Origin of the sequence: Planomicrobium sp. YIM 101495 (genome assembly GCF_009707665.1) — a bacterium.
Classification (GTDB): Bacteria; Bacillota; Bacilli; order Bacillales_A; family Planococcaceae; genus Planococcus.
This window is the reverse complement of record NZ_WLZW01000001.1, coordinates 62,054-75,782: the sequence shown is the minus strand read 5'-3', so window position 1 is coordinate 75,782 and position 13,729 is coordinate 62,054. Positions and strand designations below refer to the sequence as shown.

The window sequence follows — 13,729 nt, the reverse complement described above, 5'->3', positions numbered from 1 at the left end:
CGACAAGCCCCGGACGAAAAAATCGTCCGGGGCTTTTTTTCATTTCAAAGAAGCAATAGTGCATCCAAGTCCAGGATACGGATAGTACGCTGACCCATCTGCACGATCCATCCTTCGTCTTCGAACTTCGCGAGTTTCCGGCTGATCGTCTCGGGTGTCGTCCCGAGATAAGATGCCAAATCCTTCCGCGTCATCTTGAGCTGGATTTCCATCGAACGGCTCGCTTCCACCTGTTCCGCTAAATAAAGGGCGATCCGTGTCTCGACATCTTCCGTCGTGAAGCTCGTCATCTGGTTCTCCGCCTCGTTCAGCCGCCTCGAGAACTCCGTCAAAATCTTCATCGAGATATTCGGATACTTCGTCAAGAGCTCCTGCAAGGCCGGACGCTGGATGCTGCAGATCTCCGTCTCCTCCATCGCTTCTGCATATGCATCGTGGATCGTTTCGGTGAATAGCGCCAGCTCCCCTGTAAAATCGCCTGCATCCAAAATGCGGATCAGCTGCTCTTTTCCGTTCTCTGCTAAGCGGTATACTTTCACTTTGCCTCGGTGAATAATCGACAAGGCGTCGGATGCATCACCGGCACTGTAGAGGAAGTCCCCCCGCCTCAATGATACCGGACGCGTCGTCTTGACGACTTCCTCCATCTCTTCCGGCTCCAGGTGATTGAATATCGGCACGATTGAGACACAGAGCTGAAGTGCTTTCCCGCCGTCTCCGAATCCGTGGTTACATGCTTCCGGTTGTTTCACGCACAGCGTCCCCCTTCCAAACTGCTTCTGCCTAGATTGTAGTCTTTCTAACGACAGATGTACACACCAATCCAGAATTGTGTGTACATCTTAATCGATTATGCAATTTTCGTTCCGATGATCGGATACCCGAGACTTGCGATGACACGTTCAATTTCTTCGGCAGTCGTGATGTTCTCGTCGAATTCCACTCGGACTTTCTCCAGATGGAAGAATACGGTGACACTTCCCATCCCTGCCCAGCCAGTTAATGCGTCCTCTATTTTCTTCATACACGATGGACAAGTCAAAGACGCCAGTCCAAAAACCGCTTTTCTCAAAACGTTCTCCTCCTTGTTCATACGATGTTATGCAAGAGCAGACTGTGCAGACCGTGCGAGCAACGAACTCTTTCTTCCGAAGCCCATGAGCCTCATGCCGTTCAAGATGACCAGCAGGACACTCGCTTCATGGACGAACATGCCGGAAGCGAGATGGATCGACCCCATCAAGACACCGATCAATAGGATGAACACCGTACCGACTGCGAATGCCGTGTTCTGCTTCATGTTGAGAATTGTTGCTTTCGATAGTGAATAGGCGTGTGAGAACTGCATCAATTTATCAGCCATCAAAACGACGTCCGCTGTTTCCATCGAAATGTCGGTGCCTCCTTCGCCCATTGCGACACCGATATCCGCTGTCGCGATTGCCGGAGCATCATTGACTCCGTCTCCTGCCATGGCGACGACATGCCCTTGCTCTTTCAGCTGCTTGACGTATGCCACTTTGTCTTGCGGCAACAATTCTGCGTGGAATTCATCGAGGCCAAGCTTCGTCGCGACAAGTTCTGCAGTGTGTTTATTATCCCCCGTCAGCATGATCATTTTCTTGACGCCGTTCTTCCGCAGTTCGCCAAGTGCTGCGACTGCATCGTCACGGATCTGGTCCGCGATGGAGAAGATACCAGCAACTTTCCCGTCGACCGCTGCGATGATTGCAGTATTGCCCGCTTTTTCCCGCTCGATTGCATATTGCTCGACCGCTGCGGGGATGATGATGTTCTTCGCTTGCATCAATTTTTTGTTACCGATGACGAGCACGCGGCCTTCTACCGTCGCTGCGAGTCCGTTCCCTTTGATGACTTTAACGTCTTCCGGATCATGATTGAAGTCGAGTCCACGTGTCTTCGCTTCTTTGACGATGGTCTGTCCAAGGTGATGCTCGGAAGCTGTCTCTGCCTCAGCAACCCAAGCCAGTAGTTCCTGCTCAGCGTAATTTCCGAACACGTGAATATCTGTCACTTCCGGCTTCCCTTTCGTCAGCGTCCCTGTCTTGTCGAAAACAAGTGTATCGACGTTCGCGAAACGGTCCATCACTTCGCCCCCTTTGACGAGGACACCGTGTTTCGCACCGTTCCCGATTCCAGCTACACTTGATACCGGTGCACCGATGATTAGCGCTCCAGGACAAGCGATAACAAGGAACGTGATGGCCAAGTGAAGGTCGCGTGTCAGGATGTAGACGAGTACGGACAAGACGACGACTGCTGGCGTATAGATGTTGGCGAATTTATTTAAAAACTTCTCTGTTTTCGATTTCGATTCCTGCGCTTCTTCGACAAGTTCGATGATTTTCGCGAATGTCGTGTCGTCTCCGACTTTCTCGGCGATGATTTCAATGTAGCCCGTGTCGAGAATCGTACTACTAAAAACTTTGTCGCCTGATTCTTTCAAAGCTGGTACTGACTCACCTGTGATGGCTGCCTCGTTCAGTGATGCTTGACCAGTAACAATGCGTCCGTCCACCGGCACTTTTCCACCCGTCCGGATGATGACACGATCTCCTTCTTCCACTTCTTCGACTGGTACTGTGAAGGATTTCCCGTCACGGATAACGACCGCTTCCTGTGGTGCAAGGTCCACCAATTCCCGTAGCGAACTTCTCGTTTTCTCGAGCGTCCGCGCTTCAAGGTAATCCCCGAAAAGGAACAGGAACGTCACGACAGCTGACTCGACGTACTCACCTATGAATAGCGCACCGATGACCGCGATCGTCACGAGCAGCTCAATACTGAAGGCTCTCATGCGCGCCGCTTGGAACGCTTTGATCGCGATTGGAATTCCTGCGATGACCGTCGCGACGATCAGTGCGAGCTGCCTCATGTCATGATGGCCCGTAAAATGCAGGACCAGTGCCAGGACAAGCAAGAACCCAGCAATGAACGTGATCTTCTTCTTTTGTTTGTGAATAAACATGATCATTCCGCTCAACTCCCGATTATTATTTCTTTTCTACCTTCATCTTAATCCATTACGGGAAATAACAACTTGACGCCCATCAAGTTCCAGCGCTTTCTGCGGAATTCTTTCCTGTCGTGAGGTCTGATGTCAATCGAAACTTGACCCACGTCAAGGATTCATATCGCAGCTGGAGCTATACTTAAGATAGAAAAAACAAAGGAGCGATCGAGATGAAAACAGTCAAATTCCAGCTTGAGCCTCTAACTTGTCCAACATGTATTAAGAAGATCGAAGGGAAGGTCGGAAAAATGGAAGGGGTCGAGGAAGTGAAGGTACTGTTCAACTCCTCGAAAGTGAAAGCAACGTTCGACCCTGACAAAATTGCCGAAGAAAATGTAAAAGATACAATCGAAAAACTTGGCTATCCGGTTCTTGCTTAACAACTAAAAAACAGAAAAAACAGGTGACGAAAACCTCCATTTTCGCCACCTGTTTCTATTTTTTTACTTATATTAGAAATCATGAGCAAGTGTTTAATCACACATCTCTCTTCATATCAGCATTACAACCGCGGATCGACCGGGTCGGATTCGAGCGCCAATACGCCGAGCACACACTCGTGCACACGCTCGAGTGACTCGCCGCCAACAAACCGGCTAACCCCTTCAACACCAAGCGCAAACTCCTTCAATGCCATCTTCTGTTTCTTTCCTGTGTTACGCTTCTTCAACCGTGACAAGTTCGCCGGCTCCAAATAGTCCATCCCGTAAATGATACTCAAATACTTCCGGCCTCTCACCTTAATCGCAGGCTGAATTGTTTTGCCTCTTGCTTTTGCAATGAAACGGTCCGGTTTGATGATGATTCCTTCGTGGCCATCCTCCGTCACCGCGAGCCACCAATCGATGACCTCCTGCTCACTCGCCTCGTCTGTGATCACTTTCCATTCCGTTTCGACGAACAGCTCCGATTCCGAAGCGAGCATCTGGTTCATTTCCATATGCCATTCATGGGACTTGTCGAAGAACGTGCGGTCGCTATGCGCAAGCACATGGAACGGCGCGATTTGAATCGCTCCGACGGACTCCACATCCCAGCAATACTTCTGGAATACTTCCGTGAACGTTCGGGCATTCTCAAGCTTGCTGCTGTACTCATCCAGCCAGTCTTGCAATCCAGAAATCCGTTCTAGTCCCGCTTCGAGTTTCGCCTTCAGTAACGTCCGATCCGCGACAGCGTTTTCGGCGACGTGGGCGTACTGTGAAGAGATCAGCTCGCGTGCTTTCAAATTCCACGGCATGATTTCCGCATCGAGCAACACCCAGTCTGTTTCGTACTTCTCGAAATAGCCGATCCGGTGAAGTTCTGTTTGCAGACGCGATACCACTTCATGCTCGGCCGTTTCGTCAAAGAACCGTCTGCCCGTTCTCGTGTAAATCACACCAAACGCACGGATCCCCGTCTGTTTCTCAGCTGCCTCTTCGTCTTTGAACAGCAACAAGATTGCACGGCTGCCCATATGCTTTTTCTCGGCAACCATTTTATCGACACCGTTGCTCCGGTAATAGTCGATCGCCTCTCTCGGATGTTCCAGGAAGCCTTCCAGTGCAGACGGTTTCGGTGTCGGGCTCATCGTTGGTGGAATGTAGGCAAGCTGTTCGAGCGGCAGCGTGGAGTGTGACACTGCATCGACCGCCGGCTTCACTGTATCCGGATGGATCCACACTTCGCCAACTTCTTCTGTCGTGACCGTATAGCCGTTCAGGAACTTGCCGATGTTCGGCGGATTCAACCGGTTCCGTTCCCATTCAACGAGCGGGTTGTCAGATGCTCCCGAATAGTCCTGCGCCGCTTTGACCGATTCGAATGTGCGCTCCGGGTAACGGTAAGCGGTCAATTCTCCCCCGAATACCGCGCCTTGGTCGATATTGATCGTCTGATTGATGACGAGCGGCTTCGGCTTCGGATCGTGTCCCCAGACGATGAGTGTCGAGCTCCTGTGCGCGATCGTCCAATCTTTGCGCACCGGCTTCCCTTTCTCATCGAACCCTGCCGTGTCCCCGTACCGGCAAAAATCACTGATCGCAGGCGACTGTTTGCCGATCCATTCATCCTTGATTCCGGCATGAGTACAGACGAGCACCGGCACTCCGTTCTTCTTGAACACATAATGAGACGGTGCCGCAAGTAAAAATTGTGCGAGTTGCTCCTTTAATAGTTCCGCCTGGCTACTTCCTGCTTCCGCTTCATACGCGAGGAACTCCTGCTCCACTTTCTCATCTCCGTGTGAAAGTTCCACCGGACGTCCGCCGAGCCACCTTGCGATTTTCCAGCCATGGTTGCTGTCGACCATCCATGCGACTCCTGCTTCTACATGCTTTTGGAAAAACAGCATCGAGCGAAGTGATTCCGGTCCGCGGCTCATGATATCGCCGACCGAAACGAACTTGCGGCCTTCAGGGTGGACATACAACCCTTCCCGGTTCTCCTCGTATCCTAGCTTCACGAGCAGTTCCACAAGCTCCGCAAAACAGCCATGAACATCCCCGATAACATCGATTCCTGCTTCCAGATCAATTTCGATCGGATTGGTCCGTTTGATAAGTTCCGTTTCTTCCGGTTGCTTCAGCTCATAAACCGCTGCGAATCCTTCCTTTTTGATGAAACGCTTTTCGTTGCGGAAAACTTGCACTTGCTGCTTGATGCGTTTTCTTCCACGCGGATTGTCCCGCTTGTCGTCTCGGTCGAGCAAGTCCCGCTCCGGTACATCAAAGACAATCGCGATGATCGGCACGTGCAGCCGCTTCGCAAGTTCGATGTAGCGTTTGCGGTCGTCCGAACGGAGATGGGTCGCATCGACGAACACCCGCTTGTTGAGCCGGCCTCTTGCCTCGATGACTGCATCGAGCATCAAGAACGCTTCTTCCGATATTTTGCTGTATGCATCTTTCAATCCCGCCGCTTCGTCTTGTGGCCGATCACGCCAGTCGATGAAATCATTGTCTGAGACCATCGTGCGGAAATCATCCGAGCTCACCACTTCGGACGGTAAGATCTCTTCTGTTTGTACAAGCTTCCTGAGCCACGTCGACTTCCCGCTGTTGGACGGGCCGATGAGCAGGACGATGCCTGCATGTGGTATGGCCATTTTCATCACGCATCCGCCTTTCTTCTGAACACACACATTTGCGTCGGAAATCCGTATGGCTGCTGTTCTTCACCGACTCCATGGAACTCCAAGCCATAGTGTCCCTGGTGGTTACGTGCTGCACACCACTGCTCGAACTGTTCACGCGTCCATTCAAAGCGGTGGTCAGGATGCCGGTAAGCCGGTCCGAGACCATACACTTCGTTGTACTCACGGTTCGGTGTCGTGATAATCAACGACTTCGGTGCATACGTGTGGAGAATCGTATCGAGCGCTTTCGGCAACCGTGGTTCGTCGATGTGCTCGATCACTTCACAAAGGATGATCAAATCCTTCCCCATCAACCGGTCATCCGTATAGTAAAGCGAGCCCCACATCGTTTCCGGCTCAGTGAACCCTTCACGGTCTTTCACTTTCGCAAACCGCTCCCTCGCTTTCAACGTTTCCACTTCTGACGGCTCCACTGCCAGCACTTGTTCCACACTGTTGATGAAACCGAGACGTACAGAAAGCTTCCCTTCACCGGAGCCGAAATCCACGATGCTCCGCGGCTTCAACTGTTCAGCCATTCCCGTGATTTTGTCATAGCGCAAGTCGTTCAAACGGACTTTCGGCTCGTGTACTTCTTCCGCTTCTTCCACTATTTCTTCTTTTGTCGCCTGTTCGACTTTGCTGTAAACTTCCTTGAAGCGGAGCGCCTGGCGATAGATCGTTTCCCGCATCGGATGATCCTCCAGCCAGCCTTCTCCGTATCGTTCGATTTTCTCGATTTCTTTTTCGTCGATGAAGTAGTGTTTGTAGTTATCGATGACAGGAATCAGCACGAAAAGATGGCGCAGCACTTGTTGCAGCGTCTGCAATCCCGTCAATGCAATGATCCGGACCGAGCTTTTTTCTTTCAAGTCGAATGAATAATGAAGCTCTGGACGCGTGAACCCGACTTCGTATCCCATCGGTTCGAATAACGCAGCCACTTGCTCGTCGGTCAGCGAAGACGAGACCGGACCGAATTCGACCGTGAAGGGAAAACGGTGATCCACCCACTTCATGTATTCGTCTTTCGGCTGACCGTTCAGCGCAGTACCAAGTGATGACCGGATGAGGGACAGGAAAATACTGCTGACCGCAAACTCGCGGTCGTTTATATAATGCGTGATGTCGTAGGAATTGTTCTTATTTTGCATGAGTTCAAGCGGATCCGGTGTGACGAAGATCGTCGCTTCCAGTTCGTCACTCGTGAACCGGCTGAAGAACATCCGTACTTTGTGGCCTTTTTGGCTTCGCTCATACAAGTTCGCCGGATTTTTAGCCAACAGATACGAAAGCATTTCTACATTCTCGCCAGTCGCCTTGATTGTCAGTTGCATCGTAACACCCCTTTGTTCTACTTCTTTCAAATATAGCATAATACCACAAGAAACTGCCCCCCGATTGCTGGTCCATTCCAGCAATCGGGGGGCAATTTATGTTTTGGTAAGATTCCAAGGCACGTCAACCTCCGATATAGGACATGCCGATCTTCTTCCGGTTCTTCGCGGTCTGCTCTGTCCGTTCATCCGAATATCGGTCTGCCCGTCTTTCCCAGACACTGCTGATCGCTTCCAGCAATTCTTCATTATCCACTCCGTCCCGGATCAGCTGGCGGATATCGAACCCTTCCACCGCGAACAGGCAATTGTAAAACTTGCCGTCCGATGACAGCCGTGCACGCGTGCAGGATGAACAGAATGATTCCGAAACCGATGTGATGAAGCCGACTTGTGCATCGCTCCCTGTATAACGGTAGCGCTTTGCCACCTCACCGAAGTAATCCTCTTCGACCGGCTCCAAGTCATATTCTGCCTGCAGTAGATTGAAAATCTCCTTTTTCGTTACGACTTTTTCGAAGCTCCAGCCGTTATCGGTCCCGACATCCATGAATTCGATATATCGAAGTGTGATGCCACGCTCTTTGAAATATGAAGCCATCGGTAAGATCTCCGATTCATTGATCCCTTTTTGAACGACCATGTTCACTTTGATTTCAAAGCCGAGTTTGAGCGCAAAATCGATGTTTTCGAGGATCGTATCCGATCCTAGATCCCTGCCGTTCAGCTTGCCGAAAAGTACCGGATCCAGTGCATCGAGGCTGATGTTCAATCTCCGGAGCCCAGCTTCATACAAGGCCGGTCCATGCTTTTTCAACAACACACCATTTGTCGTCAGTCCGACATCTTCTACACCTTCAACTGAGAGGATCTGTCTCACGAGTTCCGGCAGTCCACGGCGCAAAAGCGGCTCTCCGCCTGTCAGCCGGATCTTTTTGACTCCCATTGAAACGAAGATTCTGGTCAGCCGATGTATTTCCTCGAATGAGAGCAATTCCTGTTTCGGCAAAAATGCATAATCATCGCCAAACACCTCTTTCGGCATGCAATAAGAGCAGCGGAAATTGCAGCGATCTGTAACGGAAATCCGCAAGTCCCGTATCGGTCTGCCTAATCGGTCGTTCAATGGTCGTCTTCCCATGATTGTGCCCTCCCTCTCTAATCGATCCTACTATTGACATTCCTGAACACTTCTAGTTCCTTATTGATCGAATGTGCATCGATCCATTCCATCTGTATGTTATCGAGAAAACCGAAGACGCCCAAGCTTCCTGCATCGATGGCGTCTTTTAATTCCGCACTGTAATCACCATTCCAAATGCTGAACAACGGGATCTTTTCATTCGGTGTCATGACTGCTGCAATGCCTTTTGCTTCTCCGGCCAACTTGATCAAAGCGAGCGTTTCGTCTACTCCGATAAACGGCATATCACATGGCAGTACGATGTACCGCTCCGCCGGCCGCAGCATCATCGCGGAGTAAATTCCTGCAAGCGGCCCTTGCCCCCTCACTTCCGGTAAATCCACGATGACGTCAAGGTGCTGCGAGAAACGTTCGAGCAACTCTTTCCGGGAAACGATGACGACTTGATCACACGCTGCATCCAGTGCCTCGTAGACTCGTTCGTAAAAAGTTGACCCAGCAAGTTCTGCGAATGCTTTCGGCGAACCGAATCGTCTCGACAGGCCACCCGCAAGCAAAATGCCAACTGTTTTCATCATCCACCGCTGACCGGTGGAATGAGTGCTACGACATCGCCCGCTGCCAATACATCCCCAGGCAAGGCATATTCTTCATTCACCGCGACCTGGATCGATCTTCCTTCGATTCCCGGGTACTTGTCCACTAACAGTGCTTTCAATTGTTCCACCGTCTGGCCGGAACAGTCCACTCTTTCTTTTTCATGCCCGGTCAGTTCCTTCAACCCTGCAAAATAATGAACATCGATCATCCTGTTTCCCCTCCTGGCTTTTTCTTCTGGTCCCCGATCCATTCTTCTCCGTCGTTCCAAATTTCTTTTTTCCAAATCGGGACGATTTCCTTGATCCGCTCGATTGCATATTCATTTGCTTCGTACGCGACTTTTCGGTGCGGAGAGGAAACGGCGATAACGACCGCGATATCGCTGATTTGGAGTTCCCCGATCCGGTGCGCGATCGCCACGCGTGTCCCTTCCCACTTCTCTTCGATTTCCTGTCCGATTCGCGCCAGCTTCTTCTCCGCCATCGGCACATATGCCTCGTAGGCCAAGTAAAGAGTTTGCACGCCTTTCGTCCACTCACGGACATGCCCGGTAAAGAGAGTCACTGCCCCCGCTTCAGGGCGCAGCACGTAATCGGCATACACTTGCGGTTCGATCGGCTCCGTCACTACGCTAAATGCTTTCATCCTGCACCTCTTTCATCCACCGAGCAAAAAAAACGTCGATTGTTGTTTGTTCATTTCGCTGTATTGTTTCGATATTCTCGAGTTTTACTCCCTCGTGCGTGACGATTAGCTGAATCGCCTCTAACCCCTTCAGTTGATCCCAATCTTCCGCTTCGCGCACAAGTACAATTTTCGGATACGGTGCGCTTTTAAATCCTTCGATCAAAATCACGTCCGGCTCCGCGAGAAACGAGAAGTCGATGAATCTTTTCAAGTCGTCCTGTTCCTGCAAATGAAGCTGGACAAGACCATCTCCGTACACTAACGAGCTCGCCGCTCCTTTGTTCAAAAACTGCATACTATCCGTGTTCATATCCGGCAAATCCGGCTGTCCGCCGTGACCGTGATGTTTAATCACCGAGACCGTCTTTCCCGCCACTGTTGCAGATTCAATGAAGCGAGAAATCATCGTTGTTTTCCCGCTGTTCTTGAAGCCAACCACCTGTAAAATATTTAAATGGTCCATGTCGGACTGCCTTCCTCTACTCCGATGAGCAGCACATCGACCTCATCGCCGCTTTTGAATCCTCTCGTTCCAGGCGGTAAGACGATCAAAGCATTCCCTTTCGCAATCGACGCAACCGCATTGGACTTGTTGAAACCGGCAGGACTGACATTACGACCGTCGTATATCGCACGGATGAAACGAGTGAACGGATTCGCTTTCGTGAAGTCCTCTGAAAGGATTGCCCTCGTCTTTGGCAAATACAGGTTTTCTGCTCCCATTATCTTTAGCAGCGCTGGACGGACGAACAATTCGAAGCCGGTAAAGCATGCGGACGGATTCCCTGATAAACCGAAGAGGAATTTCCCGTCTGCAACCGCAACGGTCGTCACGCTGCCAGGGCGCATCGCCACTTTGTTGAACAGCACTTTTGCACCGAGACGTTCATAGATGGCTGGAAGAAAATCGAAATCGCCAACCGACACGCCGCCTGTCGTAATGAGACAATCAGTTTCAGCAGCAGCTCGTTTCACAGTCTCGAAGCTCTCATCCAGCTGATCTGCTGATAACCCGTATGTTTTACAGGAAATCCCCATCCGCTTCAGCTGTGCCGCGATCATCGGACCGTTACTATTGCGGATTTTCCCGGGGACAAGTGGCTCACTGACGTCCAACAATTCCGTCCCGGTAGACAATATCCCGACGACCGGCTGCTTCGCAACTTTCACGGTCGAATAGCCGAACGTCGCAAGAAGCGCCACTGTTCCTGGATGGATGGAGCTGCCACTTTCAATCACCGTTTCCCCTTGTGCCACGTCTTCACCTTTCAGCGATACGTTTTCGAGAGGTTCGAACGACTTCCGGATCGTAAAAGAGTCTTCCGCTTCCACAGTTTGCTCGAACATGACGACCGCATCCGCATTTTCCGGAAGTGGTGCGCCGGTCATGATACGTACTGCCTCGTTCCCACTCAGCTTCTTCTCTGACACCGCTCCCGCTCCGATTTGGTCGACAATCTTATATGTGATGCGATTGTCGCCAGAAGCACCAGCAGAGCTCGCCGCGATAATCGCAAAGCCGTCATAAGGTGAACGATCGAACGGTGGGACTGGATGTCCTGCCACAATCGGCTCTGCCAGGATGCGCTGATCGCTGTCCTCCAGCTTGACCCGCTCATGGCCGAGTTTGCCGGCGTGCTCCACCACTTTCCGTACTGCTTCTGAAACCGGAATCGGCTTACGTTGTTCCATCATTCATATCTACTCCTCAATTAATCCTGATATAATAACTATTAAGAAACGGAAAGGATGATTGCAATGTCTGAACTGACACACTTCAACGAACAAGGACGGGCCAAGATGGTCGATGTCTCGGATAAGAATGAGACGGTGCGCACTGCCCGTGCCAAATCCGCTGTACTCATTAATGAAGCGATTTACGCACAAATTAAAGACGGTACGAATAAAAAAGGGGACGTCTTCGCTGTTGCACAAGTAGCGGGTATCATGGCTGCCAAAAACACTGCGCAAATCATCCCGATGTGTCACCCACTTGCACTTAGTGGCGTCGATATTTCATTCGAATGGAATGTCGATGAAGCGAATTCCCACTATGAAGTCTTGTTGTATGCAACGGTCAAAACGAAAGGGCCGACCGGTGTGGAAATGGAAGCACTGACTGCCGCATCCGCTGCTGCCTTGACGATTTACGATATGTGCAAAGCGGCGGGCAAAGAGATGATTGTCGGACCGACGATGCTGCTTGAGAAGACTGGCGGCAAGTCCGGAGACTACGCTCGCGACTGATGGTGCTTTTTCAGCTCGAAGACGATGTGCTGTAGTTCCGGCAACACAAGCCGCTCCATCGCAAGCTCCACTGCTCCGCGTGATCCTGGCAGGATGAAAATGGCTGTTTCATTAGCCACTCCTGCCGAAGCGCGGGTTAATAATGCACGCGTCCCAATATCTTCCGTGAAGCTCAAGTAGCGGAACAATTCACCGAATCCCGGCAGCTCTTTATCATAAAACGGTGCGATCGCTTCGATCGAAATATCGCGTCCCGCAATCCCTGTCCCACCGGTTGAAATGATGGCATCGATTTCAACATCAGCAAGCCACTGACGCATCACACCTTCAATTTCTCCTCCATCATCCTTCACGATGGTCTGTGCAGCGATTTTCATGTTGCGTGCGACCGCTAGCTCTCTGACAAGCGCACCACCTGTATCCGTTTCACGAGTACGCGTGTCACTAACCGTCATCACCGCAATGCGGATTTCTTTATCTAGCTCGAACACTTCCGACATCCACAGCCCCCCTCCCATTCAACCGAACAATTGATGATAAAATTTCCTGCCGTCCGAAACGTTCCGGATGCCATGAATCATGAGACGTCCATCTGCGAACAGTACCGCCCGTTTCCCGAACACTTGCAGTTCGACGAAATGCGGGGTACTTCTCACACCACCGCCTAACCGGTGTCCCACCTTTTCCGCTTCACCGAGTGAAATCTTTCTTTGTGGATCCGGTAGCACTTGCACCGCTTCCCTGCCGCATAAGACTGCGTAGGAGCTGGCTGAGGCGTCTTCAAGTGATGGAAAGCGAGGACTGTCACCGCATGTTTCACATTGCCCGTTCTTTATACGGGAAACACCAATGTCTACTTGAGCGTTCGTCCATAAGTCAAAGTGATGGATTTTTTTCCGCATCGCTTCTTCGTTCCCGCTTAACCACTTCAAAGCCTCTGTGCATTGCATTGCTGCCGTTACTTGCACAGCTGGCGGGATGATTCCCGCTGTATCGCACGTTTCGTTTACTGCTGGCAAAACAGGTAGAAGGCAGCGGAAACAGGAAGTCCGTCCTGGAATGAACGGAAACACGACGCCTGAACTTCCGACACACGCCCCGTAAATCCACGGAATGCCGTGCTTTACAGAGACGTCATTGATCAACAACCGCGTTTCAAAATTATCGGTCGCGTCCATGACGAGTGTGCAGGACGCCGTAAGTTCTTCCATGAGACGTGCACCTAGGTGTTCAAGGTATGTGTATAACCGCAAGTCGCTCCGAATGGCTTTCAGCCGTGCTTCGGCAGCCGTCACTTTCGGCATCATCTCAGAAGCATCCGCCTCTGTGAACAGCTGCTGCCGCTGAAGATTGGACAGTTCCACATAGTCCCGGTCCACGAGGTGGATTTCTCCGACACCCGCACGCGTCAATGTTTCGGCAATTGCAGAACCGAGTGCGCCGCAGCCGATGATGGCGACCGCGCTCTCACTCAACTTCCGCTGGCCATTCTCCCCTACCGGCTTAAACAGTAATTGACGGGAATAACGCTCTTTCAACTGCACCTCCTCCTTTCCTGCTCC

General features: G+C 51.2%; 15 protein-coding genes. 2 read left to right on the top strand and 13 right to left on the bottom strand.

Features of this window, described 5'->3' with window-relative positions; all coding sequences use genetic code 11:
- Nucleotides 1–44: 44 nt before the first annotated feature.
- The 3 genes from GIW82_RS00485 to GIW82_RS00475 all read right to left on the bottom strand — a co-directional run bounded on the left by GIW82_RS00485 (nt 45) and on the right by GIW82_RS00475 (nt 2,995).
- On the bottom strand, nt 45–752 hold the full coding sequence (locus tag GIW82_RS00485) for a Crp/Fnr family transcriptional regulator (protein WP_370455940.1): 708 nt from the start codon (nt 750–752) through the stop codon (nt 45–47).
- 98 nt (nt 753–850) lie between these two features.
- Entirely contained in the window at nt 851–1,072 is a 222-nt protein-coding gene (locus GIW82_RS00480) for a heavy-metal-associated domain-containing protein (RefSeq protein ID WP_230309123.1), read from the bottom strand.
- Between the two features lie 27 nt (nt 1,073–1,099).
- On the bottom strand, nt 1,100–2,995 hold the full coding sequence (locus GIW82_RS00475; RefSeq protein WP_154747980.1) for a heavy metal translocating P-type ATPase: 1,896 nt from the start codon (nt 2,993–2,995) through the stop codon (nt 1,100–1,102).
- A 209-nt stretch (nt 2,996–3,204) separates the two neighbouring features.
- Between GIW82_RS00475 and GIW82_RS00470 the strand changes: the two genes are divergently transcribed.
- The gene (locus GIW82_RS00470; RefSeq protein ID WP_154747979.1) at nt 3,205–3,414 is read left to right on the top strand and encodes a heavy-metal-associated domain-containing protein; all 210 of its coding nucleotides are present in this window, start codon (nt 3,205–3,207) and stop codon (nt 3,412–3,414) included.
- A gap of 122 nt (nt 3,415–3,536) precedes the next feature.
- On the opposite strand, the gene GIW82_RS00465 is transcribed toward GIW82_RS00470, so the two are convergent.
- The 8 genes from GIW82_RS00465 to GIW82_RS00430 form a co-directional block, all read right to left on the bottom strand.
- On the bottom strand, nt 3,537–6,128 hold the full coding sequence (locus tag GIW82_RS00465; protein WP_154747978.1) for a polynucleotide kinase-phosphatase: 2,592 nt from the start codon (nt 6,126–6,128) through the stop codon (nt 3,537–3,539).
- Entirely contained in the window at nt 6,128–7,489 is a 1,362-nt protein-coding gene (locus GIW82_RS00460; RefSeq protein ID WP_154747977.1) for a 3' terminal RNA ribose 2'-O-methyltransferase Hen1, read from the bottom strand. Before GIW82_RS00460 ends, GIW82_RS00465 begins: the two co-directional genes overlap by 1 nt.
- A gap of 124 nt (nt 7,490–7,613) precedes the next feature.
- Nucleotides 7,614–8,630: a GTP 3',8-cyclase MoaA gene (gene moaA, locus GIW82_RS00455; protein ID WP_154747976.1), complete on the bottom strand. Its 1,017-nt coding sequence runs from the start codon at nt 8,628–8,630 to the stop codon at nt 7,614–7,616.
- 17 nt (nt 8,631–8,647) lie between these two features.
- Nucleotides 8,648–9,211, bottom strand: coding sequence for a molybdenum cofactor guanylyltransferase (mobA, locus tag GIW82_RS00450; RefSeq protein WP_230309122.1), 564 nt, complete (start codon nt 9,209–9,211; stop codon nt 8,648–8,650).
- Nucleotides 9,208–9,441, bottom strand: coding sequence for a molybdopterin converting factor subunit 1 (gene moaD, locus GIW82_RS00445; RefSeq protein WP_154747975.1), 234 nt, complete (start codon nt 9,439–9,441; stop codon nt 9,208–9,210). Before moaD ends, mobA begins: the two co-directional genes overlap by 4 nt.
- Nucleotides 9,438–9,878 (bottom strand): molybdenum cofactor biosynthesis protein MoaE, encoded by a 441-nt coding sequence (locus tag GIW82_RS00440; RefSeq protein ID WP_154747974.1) that lies wholly within the window; start codon nt 9,876–9,878, stop codon nt 9,438–9,440. The genes moaD and GIW82_RS00440 overlap by 4 nt, the downstream gene beginning before the upstream one ends.
- Nucleotides 9,865–10,383 (bottom strand): molybdopterin-guanine dinucleotide biosynthesis protein B, encoded by a 519-nt coding sequence (mobB, locus tag GIW82_RS00435; RefSeq protein ID WP_154747973.1) that lies wholly within the window; start codon nt 10,381–10,383, stop codon nt 9,865–9,867. Before mobB ends, GIW82_RS00440 begins: the two co-directional genes overlap by 14 nt.
- Entirely contained in the window at nt 10,371–11,615 is a 1,245-nt protein-coding gene (locus GIW82_RS00430) for a molybdopterin molybdotransferase MoeA (protein WP_154747972.1), read from the bottom strand. The genes mobB and GIW82_RS00430 overlap by 13 nt, the downstream gene beginning before the upstream one ends.
- Nucleotides 11,616–11,678: 63 nt before the next feature.
- Between GIW82_RS00430 and moaC the strand changes: the two genes are divergently transcribed.
- Nucleotides 11,679–12,167, top strand: a complete 489-nt coding sequence (gene moaC / locus GIW82_RS00425; RefSeq protein WP_154747971.1) for a cyclic pyranopterin monophosphate synthase MoaC — start codon at nt 11,679–11,681, stop codon at nt 12,165–12,167.
- Here the strand turns inward: moaC and GIW82_RS00420 are convergent.
- Nucleotides 12,152–12,667, bottom strand: a complete 516-nt coding sequence (locus GIW82_RS00420; protein WP_154747970.1) for a MogA/MoaB family molybdenum cofactor biosynthesis protein — start codon at nt 12,665–12,667, stop codon at nt 12,152–12,154. The genes moaC and GIW82_RS00420 overlap by 16 nt on opposite strands.
- Before the next feature lie 18 nt (nt 12,668–12,685).
- Nucleotides 12,686–13,705: a ThiF family adenylyltransferase gene (locus GIW82_RS00415; RefSeq protein WP_154747969.1), complete on the bottom strand. Its 1,020-nt coding sequence runs from the start codon at nt 13,703–13,705 to the stop codon at nt 12,686–12,688.
- Between the last annotated feature and the right edge of the window lie 24 nt (nt 13,706–13,729).

Bases quoted from the DNA above. Each gene is read 5' to 3' on its own strand.
- moaA (WP_154747976.1), bottom strand. From the start codon at position 8,630: ATGGGAAGACGACCATTGAACGACCGATTAGGCAGACCGATACGGGAC.
- moaC (WP_154747971.1), top strand. From the start codon at position 11,679: ATGTCTGAACTGACACACTTCAACGAACAAGGACGGGCCAAGATGGTC.
- mobA (WP_230309122.1), bottom strand. From the start codon at position 9,211: ATGATGAAAACAGTTGGCATTTTGCTTGCGGGTGGCCTGTCGAGACGA.
- GIW82_RS00465 (WP_154747978.1), bottom strand. From the start codon at position 6,128: ATGAAAATGGCCATACCACATGCAGGCATCGTCCTGCTCATCGGCCCG.
- mobB (WP_154747973.1), bottom strand. From the start codon at position 10,383: ATGGACCATTTAAATATTTTACAGGTGGTTGGCTTCAAGAACAGCGGG.
- GIW82_RS00460 (WP_154747977.1), bottom strand. From the start codon at position 7,489: ATGCAACTGACAATCAAGGCGACTGGCGAGAATGTAGAAATGCTTTCG.
- GIW82_RS00420 (WP_154747970.1), bottom strand. From the start codon at position 12,667: ATGTCGGAAGTGTTCGAGCTAGATAAAGAAATCCGCATTGCGGTGATG.
- GIW82_RS00430 (WP_154747972.1), bottom strand. From the start codon at position 11,615: ATGATGGAACAACGTAAGCCGATTCCGGTTTCAGAAGCAGTACGGAAA.
- moaD (WP_154747975.1), bottom strand. From the start codon at position 9,441: ATGATCGATGTTCATTATTTTGCAGGGTTGAAGGAACTGACCGGGCAT.
- GIW82_RS00470 (WP_154747979.1), top strand. From the start codon at position 3,205: ATGAAAACAGTCAAATTCCAGCTTGAGCCTCTAACTTGTCCAACATGT.
- GIW82_RS00440 (WP_154747974.1), bottom strand. From the start codon at position 9,878: ATGAAAGCATTTAGCGTAGTGACGGAGCCGATCGAACCGCAAGTGTAT.
- GIW82_RS00475 (WP_154747980.1), bottom strand. From the start codon at position 2,995: ATGATCATGTTTATTCACAAACAAAAGAAGAAGATCACGTTCATTGCT.